General features: G+C 29.8%; 9 protein-coding genes. All 9 read left to right on the forward strand.

Annotated features, from left to right (window positions below; translation table 11 throughout):
- Positions 1-172 precede the first annotated feature (172 nt).
- The 9 genes from ELQ05_RS07550 (at position 173) to ELQ05_RS07590 (ending at position 13626) form a co-directional block, all read left to right on the forward strand.
- Positions 173-1354, forward strand: a complete 1182-nt coding sequence (locus ELQ05_RS07550) for a hypothetical protein (RefSeq protein ID WP_052785446.1) — start codon at positions 173-175, stop codon at positions 1352-1354.
- 216 nt (positions 1355-1570) lie between these two features.
- A complete protein-coding gene (locus tag ELQ05_RS07555) occupies positions 1571-2362 on the forward strand; it encodes an HrcA family transcriptional regulator (protein ID WP_002856966.1) in 792 nt (263 codons plus the stop codon).
- Entirely contained in the window at positions 2359-2889 is a 531-nt protein-coding gene (gene grpE / locus ELQ05_RS07560) for a nucleotide exchange factor GrpE (protein WP_002790452.1), read from the forward strand. Before ELQ05_RS07555 ends, grpE begins: the two co-directional genes overlap by 4 nt.
- Positions 2890-2911: 22 nt before the next feature.
- Complete coding sequence (gene dnaK, locus ELQ05_RS07565) at positions 2912-4783, forward strand: molecular chaperone DnaK (protein WP_002871433.1); 1872 nt, start codon at positions 2912-2914, stop codon at positions 4781-4783.
- Positions 4784-4915: 132 nt separating this feature from the next.
- Positions 4916-6826: an N-6 DNA methylase gene (locus ELQ05_RS07570; RefSeq protein WP_134240055.1), complete on the forward strand. Its 1911-nt coding sequence runs from the start codon at positions 4916-4918 to the stop codon at positions 6824-6826.
- Positions 6823-8076 carry a restriction endonuclease subunit S gene (locus tag ELQ05_RS07575; protein ID WP_134240056.1) on the forward strand — a complete coding sequence of 418 codons (1254 nt, stop codon included), beginning with the start codon at positions 6823-6825 and terminating at the stop codon, positions 8074-8076. The genes ELQ05_RS07570 and ELQ05_RS07575 overlap by 4 nt, the downstream gene beginning before the upstream one ends.
- Positions 8077-8087: 11 nt before the next feature.
- The gene (locus ELQ05_RS07580) at positions 8088-9659 is read left to right on the forward strand and encodes an AAA family ATPase (protein ID WP_052793910.1); all 1572 of its coding nucleotides are present in this window, start codon (positions 8088-8090) and stop codon (positions 9657-9659) included.
- Positions 9652-12567, forward strand: a complete 2916-nt coding sequence (locus ELQ05_RS07585; RefSeq protein WP_134240057.1) for a type I restriction endonuclease subunit R — start codon at positions 9652-9654, stop codon at positions 12565-12567. The genes ELQ05_RS07580 and ELQ05_RS07585 overlap by 8 nt, the downstream gene beginning before the upstream one ends.
- Positions 12568-12594: 27 nt before the next feature.
- A complete protein-coding gene (locus ELQ05_RS07590) occupies positions 12595-13626 on the forward strand; it encodes an MBL fold metallo-hydrolase (RefSeq protein ID WP_134240058.1) in 1032 nt (343 codons plus the stop codon).
- Positions 13627-13645 lie beyond the last annotated feature (19 nt).

Below are 13645 nucleotides of genomic sequence, written 5' to 3' on the forward strand. Positions count from 1 at the left end.
GAATAGTGTAAAATAAAGATTTACTGTGTGCTTAGGGTTATATTAGAGAATAGGGTGTTTTTAGGGGTTTGGAAGGTAATAGAGGATAAAATTTAAAATTTTCTAAGTTAAAATTACATAGAATATATTAGCAATATTTTTGAAAAGATGTCGAAAATTTGAAGGCATCAAAATGGATTTTATAAAATTTCTTAATCATTTTCAACCCATATCTAAATCTTCTCAGCAAGCTAGTGTATATAAATCTTTTAAGTTGAATTTAAAACCAAAGATTCTTAATGAAAAAGACGAAAATTCCTCTTCATTTCAAGATCAAAAAACAGATGTAGCTCAAACTATGCTTCAAAGATTAGAAGATGAAAAAGTTTTCAATCAAAAGGTAAGTGATAAAGTGAAAAAAGCTGAAAGAGGTATGACTACTATATATTTTAGAGATCCTATTACAAATAAACTCGTTCGTAGTGCTTTAAGTTCAACAGCTATCAATAAAATGGGGATTGAATTTGATAAAGAAGATATGACTAAAAGACTTGATGGATCATATATATTAAGTGGAAAAGCTGAAAATTTCGTGGCTGGATGGTATGCTGATATAGCATATACTAGAGCTTATATGGTTAGCGATAGAAATAATGATGGATATTTAGAAGATTACGAGCTTGAAGATACGAAAAGTGGTTTTGTAGCACAGGAAACAAATTTAGGACTTTTTGTGCAATCTTATACACAATTAAATGGTAGTGTAGATACTCTATTTGGTTTTGAAAAAGATTTTAGAGAAATGCGTCCAGATGATACCAAAGATACAGATTATGCTGGTAGAACTATAGGTTTAGAGCTTGATAAAATGATAAGAAAAGATGGAGATTTTGATGGAGAGCTTAGTTTTAGCGAAACTGGCATGCAAGCAGTAAAAACCAAAGCTCCAAATTCTAGATGGACTGAAAGTGTAGGTATATTAACTTTAACTAAATTTGATCAAACTAATACAATGGAAATTAAAGATATCTTGGATAAATTAGGTAAAGGTGTAAAATATGATGATTTAAGTGAAGATGAAAAATCTCTACTTAAAATGCAATTATCTGATAAAATTTTTGATGAAGTTGAAGATAAAGAAACTGGTAATAAAAAACTTGTTTTTAATCTGGATAAATTTAAAATTTTCTATGAAGCTTTTGTGGATTTATTCAAACAAAGAAGTGCAAAAATGCTAGGTTTAAAACCTGAAGATGCAACTAAACTTAATTATGACAATCTTGGTGAAATTGTCAACGAAATGAAGCAAACTTATTTTGATACAAATTCTACAAGTTATGGAAAAATAGCTGATTTAATTAAAATTTGGGCTTAGTTTTTATAATTATCTTGTAAAGTGTATTGTTATTTTTATTTTGATATATTGATATATTGTATTCTTATAAAAAAGTAACTAATAAAAGTTTAGTCATATAGACTAAATAAAATTAAGTATATTTTTTTATATTTATACTTGACAAAATAACACTCAATGTTGTATAATACTTCTAGCAATCAAAAAATAGAGTGCTAAAAATTTAAGGAAAGAGCTATGAAAAGCCGAGATAAAAAGGATTTGATTTTAGATTCTATCATCCAAACTTATCTTTTAGATAATGTTCCTATTGGTTCAAATGAATTGAATTTAAATCTTTGCATCCCTGCTTCAACTATACGTGTCTATCTTAAAAGGCTTAGCGACGAGGGTTTGATCACTCAGCTTCATATAAGTAGTGGTAGAATTCCTACTATTTTGACAATGCAAAATTACTGGCAAAGTTTTTGGAAAAAAGAACAAGATCAAGATATCAATATCAAAAGTGAGAATTTTTTAAAAGAGTTGAGTAAAGAATTTGAAATTTACTGTCTTGTTTATGGTGGTAGAAGCTTAGTGCTTAAAGAAGTGCTTGATCTAAATGCTAAGTTTATAGTGCTTGATTTTAAAGAAGAAGAGCTCGTTTTAAAATATGAAAAAGAAGCATGGAATTTTTTACAAAGTCTTATAGGATTGGATCTTTTTAGTATAGAAAAAATAGCTTTGAGGGTTCATTTTATGGATCTTGTAGAAAAAATAGCTAGCTTAAGGCAAAATTTGATTTGCTATAGAAGCAATGAAGAAAGAGCTTATCAAATTTATCAAAATGATGAATTTGTTAAGCTCTTAGATTGCGGAGTTCATCGTTATTTTAAAGAAAGTCTTGAATTTGAACCTTTATTTAAAGAAGGTTTTATGGGGCTTAAGGTGGATGCGCAGTTTTTGGGCGAAGATGTAAATATTATCTTAGCAGGTAGTGTTTATACGGATTATAAAAAAATATTACAATACATAAAGGAGGCGGCGTGAGCGAGCAAAAGCAAGAATTTGAAAACGAAAACGCAGAAAATTCTGAACATTTGCAAGATGAGAATTTGCAAAATATCGAAGATGTTGAGCAAAACAAATTGCAAAAAGACTATGATGAATTAAAAGACAAATATATGCGTGCAAACGCTGAATTTGAAAATATTAAAAAAAGAATGGAAAAAGAAAAGCTAAGTGCTATGGCTTATGCAAATGAAAGCTTTGCAAAGGATTTGCTTGATGTTTTAGATGCTTTAGAAGCAGCTATTAATGTCGAATGTCATGATGAAATTAGCTTAAAAATCAAAGAAGGAGTGCAAAACACTTTAGATTTGTTTCTTAAAAAACTTGAAAAGCATGGAGTGGCTCTTATTAAAGAAGAAAAAGAGTTCGATCCAAATTTACATGAGGCAATGTTTCATGTAGATAGTGAAAATCATCAAAGTGGTGAAGTGGTTACCGTGCTTCAAAAAGGCTATAAAATAGCCGATCGCGTAATCCGCCCAACCAAAGTTAGTGTAGCAAAATAAATTTTAATAAAAAGGATAAAAAATGAGTAAAGTTATAGGTATAGATTTAGGAACAACCAATTCTTGTGTTGCTGTGTATGAACGCGGTGAGAGTAAAGTAATCCCAAACAAAGAAGGTAAAAATACAACCCCTTCTGTGGTGGCTTTTACAGATAAAGGCGAGGTTTTAGTAGGAGATAGTGCAAAACGCCAAGCGGTAACTAACCCTGAAAAAACTATTTATTCTATTAAAAGAATTATGGGTTTGATGATCAATGAAGACGCGGCTAAAGAAGCTAAAAACAGACTTCCTTATCATATCACTGAAAGAAATGGTGCTTGTGCTATTGAGATTGCAGGGAAAATTTATACTCCGCAAGAAATTTCAGCAAAAGTTTTAATGAAACTAAAAGAAGATGCTGAAGCTTTCTTGGGCGAGAGTGTTGTAGATGCGGTTATTACTGTGCCTGCATATTTTAACGATGCGCAAAGAAAAGCGACAAAAGAAGCAGGAACGATAGCAGGACTTAATGTATTAAGAATTATCAATGAACCTACTTCAGCAGCTCTAGCTTATGGACTTGATAAAAAAGATAGTGAAAAAATCGTGGTTTATGATCTAGGTGGGGGAACTTTTGACGTTACTGTGCTTGAAACTGGCGATAATGTAGTAGAAGTTTTAGCAACAGGTGGTAATGCTTTCTTAGGGGGCGATGATTTTGATAATAAACTTATTGATTTTCTAGCTAATGAATTTAAAGATGAAACAGGCATAGATCTTAAAAATGATGTTATGGCTTTACAACGCTTGAAAGAAGCAGCAGAAAATGCTAAAAAAGAATTAAGCTCAGCTAATGAAACTGAAATTAATTTACCATTTATCACAGCAGATGCAAGTGGGCCAAAACACTTGGTTAAAAAACTTACTAGAGCTAAATTTGAAGGTATGATTGATTCTTTAGTGGCTGAAACCATCACTAAAATCAATGAAGTAGTAAGTGACGCAGGGCTTAAAAAAGATGAGATTAAAGAAATTGTTATGGTAGGGGGCTCTACTCGTGTTCCTTTAGTGCAAGAAGAAGTGAAAAAAGCCTTTAATAAAGATCTTAATAAGTCTGTAAATCCTGATGAAGTTGTGGCTATTGGTGCGGCGATTCAAGGTGCGGTTATAAAAGGTGATGTAAAAGATGTGCTTTTACTTGATGTTACTCCGCTCTCTTTGGGTATAGAAACTCTAGGCGGGGTAATGACTAAGATTATCGAAAAAGGAACAACTATCCCAACTAAAAAAGAGCAAGTTTTCTCAACCGCTGAAGATAATCAAAGTGCTGTAACTATCAATGTTTTACAAGGGGAAAGAGAATTTAGTCGTGATAATAAATCTTTAGGAAATTTTAATCTTGAAGGAATTCCACCAGCACCACGCGGTATGCCGCAAATCGAAGTTACTTTTGATATTGATGCAAATGGTATTTTAACTGTTAGTGCAAAAGATAAAGCAACAGGTAAGGCTCAAGAGATCAAAATCACAGGTTCAAGCGGACTTAGCGAAGAAGAAATTAACAACATGGTAAAAGATGCTGAACTTCACAAAGAAGAAGATAAAAAACGCAAAGAAGCTGTAGATGCTAGAAATGCAGCTGATAGCTTGGCTCATCAAGTAGAAAAATCTTTAAGTGAGTTGGGTGAAAAAGTTGCCACTGCTGATAAAGAAAACATCCAAAAAGCTCTTGATGATTTGCGCGAGACTTTGAAAAATCAAAATGCAAGCAAAGAAGAGATTGAAAGCAAAATGAAAGCTTTAAGTGAAGTTTCTCATAAATTAGCTGAAAATATGTATAAAAAAGATGAGCCAAATGCAGCGAACGATAAAAAGAAAAAAGATGACGATGTAATCGACGCTGAAGTTGAGTAATCTTCCAAAATCTCCATTCAAGCCTTTTTAAAAGGCTTGAACTCAATTCTATTTTATCTTATTTAATTTTTAAAAATTTTTTAGTAGTGATTTTATATAATATATTATTAATAAAAACATAAGGAACACATCATGAAACAAAGCCAATTCCAGCCCATTGTCAACTTTATATGGAGTGTGGCAGATGATTTGCTTCGTGATGTTTATGTGAAGGGCAAATACCGCGATGTTATCTTACCCATGACAATCATAAGAAGAATTGATGCGGTTTTAGAGCCTACAAAAGATAAAGTTCTCGAAACTTACGACACTTATAAAGATAAATTTGAAAATTTAGATTTTATACTAGGTGGAAAACAAGGAAACAACCTAGGCTTTTCTAATTATTCTAAATTTAACCTACAAACCCTTCTAAACGATCCAAAAAACATAAGAATAAATTTCGAAAATTATCTTGATTGTTTTAGTGAAAATATCAAAGATATCATTTTAAAATTTAAATTCAAAAACCAACTCGATACCCTAGAAGAATCCAATATACTTTTTGGTGTTATAGAAAGATTTTGCTCACCTAAGGTAAATTTCGGTATAGAAGATATTTTAGATGAAAAAGGTAATGTTATCCATAAAGGCTTGAGTAATCTTGGCATGGGGTATGTTTTTGAAGAGCTTATCCGTAAATTTAACGAAGAAAATAATGAAGAAGCCGGAGAGCACTTTACCCCAAGAGAGATTATAGAGCTTATGACTCATCTTGTATTTTTGCCTGTAAAAGAGCAGATCAAACAAGGAACATGGCTTATTTATGATAATGCTTGTGGAAGTGGTGGTATGCTAACAGAATCAAAAGAATTCATCACAGATCCTGAAGGGCTTATACAGTCAAAAGCAAATATTTATCTTTACGGACAAGAAATCAACCCTGAAACTTATGCTATATGTAAAGCAGATATGCTGATAAAAGGCGAAGATCCAGATCATATAAAATTTGGCTCTACTTTAAGCAATGATCAACAAAACTTACAATTTGATTTCATGCTTAGCAATCCACCTTATGGTAAGTCTTGGGAAAATGATCAAAAAATTCTAGGTGTAGAAAAGAAAGGTTCAAATTCAACTTGTAATGATCCAAGATTTAGCGTAGGTATCACGAGCAAAAGCGATGGGCAAATGATGTTTTTGCTCAATATGCTTAGCAAGATGAAAACAGATACCCCTTTAGGCTCTCGCATCGCAAGCGTGCATAATGGAAGCTCACTTTTTAACTCAGATAGTGGCATGGTAGCCATAAGAAAACACATCATAGAAAAAGACTATCTTGAAGCTATAGTCGCTCTACCTACAAATATGTTTTACAATACAGGAATTCCCACTTTTATATGGATCATCACCAACAAAAAGTCAGAACACAAAAAAGGCAAAGTCCAGCTTATAAACACTACAAATGAAGAATATTTTTCAAAAATGAAAAAGTCTTTAGGACAAAAGCAAAATGAAATGACAAAAGAACATATAGAAAAAATCACTAAATTATTTTTGAATTTTACATCAAGCAAAGATTGCAAGATTCTAGATAATGAAGACTTTGGCTATACTAAAATCATCATAGAAAAGCCAAAAAGTGTAGAATTTCTAAAAGATGATGAAAAATTTGCAAAACTAAAATACAAAGAAAAAATCTTAGAAAAATTACAAGAATTAGAACAAAATCCACAAGACTTTAAAAACAGAGAAGAATTTATCAAATTTTTAGGTGTAAAGCTTAAAAAAAGCGAAGAAAATCTCATCATTGATAGCGATAAAACAAACAATACTGAAAAAATTCCACTCAAAACAGATATACAAAGCTATTATGATACAGAAGTAAAGCCTTATGTAGCAAACTCTTGGATAGCATGGGAAAGTGCAAGTGTGGGCTATGAAATACTTTTTAACAAATATTTTTATACCTACACACCACCAAGAAAGCTAGAAGAGATAAACAACGAATTAGAAAAGCTAGAAAAAGAAGTGCAAGATCTTTTAAGAGAGATTGTACAATGAAAAATTTCAAAGATAGTGGCATAGAATGGCTTGGAGAAATTCCGGAGCATTGGGAAGTGGTGAAAATCAACAAGATAGTAACTTTTGTAAATGGATATGCTTTTGAAAACTTTGATTTTAATCCAATTTTTGAAATTCCTGTGATTCGTATCGGAGATATGCAAAAGGAAAAAATTTTATATGACAATTGCCTAAAAACAAAAGAAAAAGAAAAATTGAAACAATTTTTAATTAGTAATAATGATATTTTAATTGCTTTAAGTGGAGCAACCACAGGAAAAATAGCATTTTGTGATACTGATAATAAAGCTTATATCAATCAAAGAGTTGCCATTGTTAGAAGTAAATTAAAACTTGTAAAATATTATTTTTTAACTAGAGGATTTTCATTGCTTATTGAGCTTGCTTGTAATGGATCTGCACAACCAAATATTTCAACCAAAGAAATAGGGGAATTTAAAATCCCACTTCCGCCCTTAAAAGAGCAAGAGCAAATCGCAAAATTTTTAGATGAAAAATGCGAAAAAATAGCAAATTTCATAGAGAAAAAAGAAAAACTCATCAATCTTTTAAAAGAGCAAAAGCAAGTCTTGATAAATGAAACCATTACAAAAGGACTTGATAAAAATGTAAATTTCAAAGATAGCGGTATAGAATGGCTTGGGGAAATTCCGGAGCATTGGAAGTTGATTAAGTGTAAAAATTTTTTTGTTTTAAAGAGTATACCTATAGGTGATTTGTGGAATAAAACAAAATTACTATCATTAACTTTAAATGGAGTTATAGAAAGAGATATTAATAATCCGGAAGGAAAATTTCCAAGTGATTTTTCTACTTATCAGATAGTTAAAGAAGGCGATTTAATTTTTTGTCTTTTTGATGTAGCAGAAACCCCTAGAATTATAGGATTATCAAAATTAAATGGAATGATTACTAGTGCTTATACTATATTTGAGATTAAAAATCAAGAAAAACGATTTTTAGAATATTTCTTTATTGACCTTGATAACAGAAAAAATCTTAAATTTTTATATAGAGGTTTAAGAAATACAATATCAAAAGAAGATTTACTGAATCTTAAAATTCCACTTCCACCACTAAAAGAGCAAGAGCAAATTGCAAATTTTTTAGATTCTGAAATTTCTAAAATAGATAAAATCATAGAAAAAATCAAAAAACAAATAGAACTCATAAAAGAATACAAAACCATACTCATAAACCAAGCCGTATGCGGTAGGATTAGTTTATAAAAGGAGAAAAGATGAGAATTAAAGAAATTCAAATTAAAAATTTTAAAAGATTTGATAATTTGATTATTAAAGGCACTGAACAATCTAAATTAGTTGCGTTAGTCGGTCCTAATGGAAGTGGAAAATCATCAATCTTGGAAGCTTGCAACACATGGCAAAAAAGTAAAAGATGGAATATTATAGATACAACGTATCATAATAAATATTTGAATATAGGTCATCAAATTGATATAATTTTTAATCAAGATTTACCTCATGATTATAATTATCAAAAGCTAATGCATTTTAGAAGTGCTCATAGAAATGAAGCAGATTTTACAGTTGAGCAATTTTCAAAAATGAGCAAACCCTATGAAAGTTTAAAACTCAGAAAAATTATAGATAATGATACTTCTGTTTCTGATAATTTTAAAAGATTAGTTGGAATGACGGTATCTGATTTATATAATAATGAGAACTCTGAAATATTAGTAAAAGATTTAAAAGAAAGATTATTGGGTAAATTAAGAAAATCTATGAAAAATATTTTTGATGATTTGATTCTAGAAGGAATAACAAATCCTTTTGAAAATGGTAGTTTTTATTTTAAAAAAGGAAAAGTAGAAAAATTTCATTATAAAAATTTATCATCAGGAGAAAAATCAGCTTTTGATTTATTATTAGATTTGGTTTTAAAAATAGAATATTTTGAAGATGGGATTATTTTCATTGATGAACCAGAAACTCATATGCACACTTCATTACAGTCAAAACTAATTGAAGAAATTTATAATATTATTCCAGATAATAATCAGCTATGGATTACAACACATTCTTTAGGAATATTGCAAAAAATAAAAGAATTAATTGCATGCAAAAATCAAGATATATCTATTATTGATTTTTCGGAACAAAATTTTGATGAAGAAATAGTATTAGAACCTTGTAATATTGACAATATAATTTGGGAAAAATTTTTATCTTTTACTATTGGAAATTTATCAAATTTTATAGCACCAGAAATTATAATTTTTTGCGAAGGAAATTTATGTGGTGAAAAAAGAAAAAATTTTGACGCTGAAATTTATAATAATATTTTTAATAAAAAATATCCAAAAGTTACTTTTATAGCTGGTGGTAATTGTGAAGATTTGAAAAAAGATGATAATCAAAGTGTAAAACTACTAGAATACATACTGCCAAAAACTAAAATTATTAAATTAATTGATAGAGATACACATACAGATGAAGAAATTAAAGATCTTAATAATCAAAATATAATCGTTTTGAACAAAGCAAATTTGGAAACATATTTATTAGATGATGAAATTTTAGAACTTTTTTGTCAAAATAATTTTACTGATTATTTAAAAGTACTTGAACAAATAAAACAAATAAAACAAAATGATATACATGATCTTAAAAAAGTACGAGGAGAAATTTTTAATGCTTTAAAGAATCAATTTAAATCAGAAGGTAAAACCTATTATATTGGAAGTAATGCTGATGGTTTTTTAAAATCGACATTATGTAAATATATTACAGAAGATACTAAAATTTATAAAGAATTAGAAAATATTATTTTTGGAAAAAACAATGACTAACTACACAGAAAAGAGGCTTGAAGATTTCATAGAATCATATTTGTTAGAAAACCATGCCTATATCAAAAGAACAAATGAAAATTACGATAAAAATTTATGTTTAGATGTAGAGCTTTTTGAAAATTTTTTACAAGCTACGCAAAGTGTAGCACTTGAAGAGCTTAAAAAGCGTTGTGGGCAAAACTATAAAAAAGAACTTTTTGATCGTATTTTCTCACAGATCAAAACTAAAGGCATAGTCAAAGCCTTGCAAGGCTATGTAGAGATCAAAGGTATCAAAATTTACCTAGCCTTTGCCAAGCCAAATACCAATGCAAACGAAGAAAGTGTGAAAAAATACGAGCAAAACACCCTTTCTATCATACGCCAGCTTTACTATAGCACGCAAAATAAAAACTCCCTTGATATGGTGATCTTTTTAAATGGCTTACCTCTTATCACCATAGAGCTTAAAAACCATTTCACAGGACAAAATGTCTTTCACGCTATAGAGCAATACAAAAAAGATAGAAACCCAAAAGAAGCTATATTTAACTATACGATAGTGCATTTTGCGCTAGATCATGATCTTTGTTACATGAGTACGAAATTAGATCAAGATGCGACTACATTTTTACCTTTTAACCTTGGTTTAAATAATGGTAGTGGCAAAATAGGCCTAGCAAATGGAGCAGGTAATCCGCCAAGTGATGGTATAAAAACAGCTTATTTGTGGGAGAAAATCTTTAAAAAAGATACTTTGCTAAATTTATTTTTTAATTTTGTGCAAGTTGTAAAAAAGAAAAATGAAGAAATCATCATATTTCCTAGATACCATCAATTCGATGTAGTAGAAAAGCTACTCGCCCATGCAAAAGAAAACAGCACAGGGCAACGCTACTTGATCCAGCATAGTGCAGGAAGTGGCAAGAGTAATTCTATATCTTGGCTTGCACATAATCTCGTAAGCTTGCATAGACTTGAAAAAAATATCTTTGATTCTATCATCGTAGTAACCGATAGAAAAGTGCTTGATAGTCAAATAAGAGAAAATGTAAAATCCTTTTCGCAGACAAAAAATTTAGTAGAAGCTATCACTCATGGAAGCAAACAGCTTAAAAATGCTTTAGAAGAAGGTAAGAAAATCATCATCACAACCATACAAAAATTTCCTTTTATTTTAGATGAAATCAAAACTTTAAAAAGCAAAACTTTTGCTATCATTATCGATGAAGCTCATTCAAGTCAAAGCGGAAGCAATGCTCAAAAAATGGCAGAAGCCATAAGGGATAAAAGCGGCGATGAAAGTCAAAATTTAGATGATGAAATTTTAGAAATCATAAAAAATAAAAAACTCCAAAGTAATGCTTCTTATTTTGCATTTACCGCTACGCCTAAGCCAAAAACCTTAGAAATGTTTGGTATGCCTTGTGATGTTAATGGAGAACAAAGGTTTATCCCTTTTCATCTTTACTCGATGAAACAAGCCATAGAAGAAGGATTTATACTTGATGTACTAAAAGGTTATACAACCTATAAAAGTTACTATAAAATCATATCTTGTACAAATGATAATCCAAAATACGATAAAAAAAGAGCAAGCGCAAAACTAAAAGCTTATGTACAAAACAATATCAAAACAATCGAACAAAAATCACAAATCATGTGTGAGCATTTTTTTCAAAATAGCTTTAAAAAGATAAATGGTAAAGCAAAAGCTATGATTGTAACAAGCTCAAGAGAAAATGCCGTGAAATATTATCTTGTTTTTAGGGAATATTTAAGAAAAAATTATCCACATTTTAAAGCCATTGTAGCTTTTTCAGGTGAAGTAAATTTAGAAGGTGAAATTTATAGCGAAAGTGCTTTAAATGGTTTTGCGGAAAATGTTTTAAAAGATGAGTTTAAAAAAGATGAGTATCGTTTTTTAATCGTTGCGGAAAAATACCAAACTGGATTTGATGAGCCATTATTACATACTATGTATGTGGATAAAGCATTAAGTGGGGTAAGTGCAGTACAAACTCTATCAAGACTAAACCGAACTTGCAAAAACAAAGAAAACACTTTTGTGCTAGATTTTGTAAATACTCATGAAGATATAGCAAAATCTTTTAGTGTGTTTTATGAGCAAACTTATTTAAGTGAAGCCACAGATGATAATAGAATTTTTGATTTAAAGGCAAATCTAAATGAGTATGAAATTTATACCCAAGAAGAAATAGATGATTTTACAAATGCCATTTTAAAAAGTGAAAAAGAAAATATCATTCATGCAAAATTGGACATAATGCTAGATAGATTTAATCAAAAAAGTGATGATGAAAAATTAGATTTTTATAATAAAGCAAAAACTTATCTTAAAGAGTATTCTTTTCTTGCACAAATATTGCTTTATGAAGACATAGAGCTTGAAAAACTCTATATATTGCTTAAAAAACTTGCTAGTAAGATCATCTTGCCTAAATCAGAGGATTTAGCTAAAGGAATTTTAGATAATGTGGATTTTGATAGTTATCGCTTACAACTTGATAAAACACAAGACATCGTTTTACAAGGAAATGGAGAGCTAAAGCCTTCGTTCGCAGATGGTTCGAGCAAAAGTGTTGAAGCTGAATTAGAAGAACTTTCAAACATCATCAAAGATTTTAATAACAAATACGCAAATATAGACTTTAATGAAAGCGATAAAATTGCTAAAATCTTATATGATATAAAAGATGATATAGCAAAAAATGAAAGAATACGTGAAACTTTTAGCAAATCCGATATGCAAAATTCTCGTATCGAGTTCGATGCACTTTTAAAAGATAAAATTCAAGATATCTTGGAGTTAAATTTAGAACTTTTTAAACAATTTAATCAAAATATAGAATTTAAAGACAAGATAGCAAATACCATGTTTAATATGGTTTGTAATGATTTTTAAAGTATAAAGTTGTCAAAAAAAGGATAAATGTTTGTGAGTGTAGATTTTTTTAAAACCTTTGATATTTCTAATGCACAACGATCAAAAGCTAAAAAAGTGCAGGGTAAAAAATATGAAATTTTTCTTAATGAAAATGAGCAAAGTCTTATAACTCCTAAAGTGTCTTTTAAAGAAATTTTGAGGTATTATTATCTTTATCCTAAAAATGCCATTCCTTCTTTTAAATTACCTTTTTTCAAGCCTGATTTGAGTGATTTTAATACTCCGCATATTACTTGGCTTGGACATTCTTCGCTTTTTATAAGTTTTAAAGAATATAAAATTTTGATCGATCCTGTTTTTAACACTCATGCTTCGCCTATTTCTTTTATCAATAAGGCTTTTAAAAATGCTCCTGTTTATAATGTAAATGATTTTAATGAAATTTTTGCTGTGATTATCACGCATTCGCATTTTGATCATTTAGATGCTAAGAGTGTAAAAGTTTTAAAAGATAAGGCTAAATTTTTTATCACTCCTTTAAAAGTGGGAAATTATCTAAAAAGCTATGGGGTGAGTGAGAAAAAAATCATAGAGCTTGATTGGTGGAATGGAATAGAATTTGATGATTTAAAAATCATTGCAACACCTGCACAGCACAGTTCAAGTAGGGGAGATGGTAAAAACAAAACTCTTTGGGCTTCTTTTGTGATGGAATTTTTAAGTGTAGATAAAAGAGTGTTTTTTAGTGCAGATGGAGGGTATTTTACACATTTTAAAAAAATAGGTGAGTATTTTGGAGGTTTTGACCTAGCTTGTCTTGAAAGCGGACAATTTAATATCGCTTGGCCATATTCACATTCTTTTCCTGATCAAATTTTAAAAGAGGCAAAGGATCTTAATGCAAAAGCTGTCATGCCTATACATTGGGGGAGATTTTTAGCAGGAACTCATGCGTGGAATGAAGTGGTAAAATTTCTTTATGAAAATTTAGATTTACCCCTTATCACACCAAAAATGGGTGAGGCTTATGAAATAGGGGTTAAGTTTAAACAGGATTTTTGGTGGAAAGAAGGATAAATTAACACAAGTTTATAAT

This window comes from Campylobacter sp. US53 (genome assembly GCF_004378995.1).
GTDB lineage: Bacteria > Campylobacterota > Campylobacteria > Campylobacterales > Campylobacteraceae > Campylobacter_D > Campylobacter_D jejuni.

What these genes read in the sequence shown, in the direction of transcription:
- ELQ05_RS07590 (WP_134240058.1), top strand. Translation starts at nt 12,595, where the DNA reads ATGTTTGTGAGTGTAGATTTTTTTAAAACCTTTGATATTTCTAATGCA.
- ELQ05_RS07570 (WP_134240055.1), top strand. Translation starts at nt 4,916, where the DNA reads ATGAAACAAAGCCAATTCCAGCCCATTGTCAACTTTATATGGAGTGTG.
- ELQ05_RS07580 (WP_052793910.1), top strand. Translation starts at nt 8,088, where the DNA reads ATGAGAATTAAAGAAATTCAAATTAAAAATTTTAAAAGATTTGATAAT.
- ELQ05_RS07555 (WP_002856966.1), top strand. Translation starts at nt 1,571, where the DNA reads ATGAAAAGCCGAGATAAAAAGGATTTGATTTTAGATTCTATCATCCAA.
- ELQ05_RS07575 (WP_134240056.1), top strand. Translation starts at nt 6,823, where the DNA reads ATGAAAAATTTCAAAGATAGTGGCATAGAATGGCTTGGAGAAATTCCG.
- ELQ05_RS07550 (WP_052785446.1), top strand. Translation starts at nt 173, where the DNA reads ATGGATTTTATAAAATTTCTTAATCATTTTCAACCCATATCTAAATCT.
- dnaK (WP_002871433.1), top strand. Translation starts at nt 2,912, where the DNA reads ATGAGTAAAGTTATAGGTATAGATTTAGGAACAACCAATTCTTGTGTT.
- ELQ05_RS07585 (WP_134240057.1), top strand. Translation starts at nt 9,652, where the DNA reads ATGACTAACTACACAGAAAAGAGGCTTGAAGATTTCATAGAATCATAT.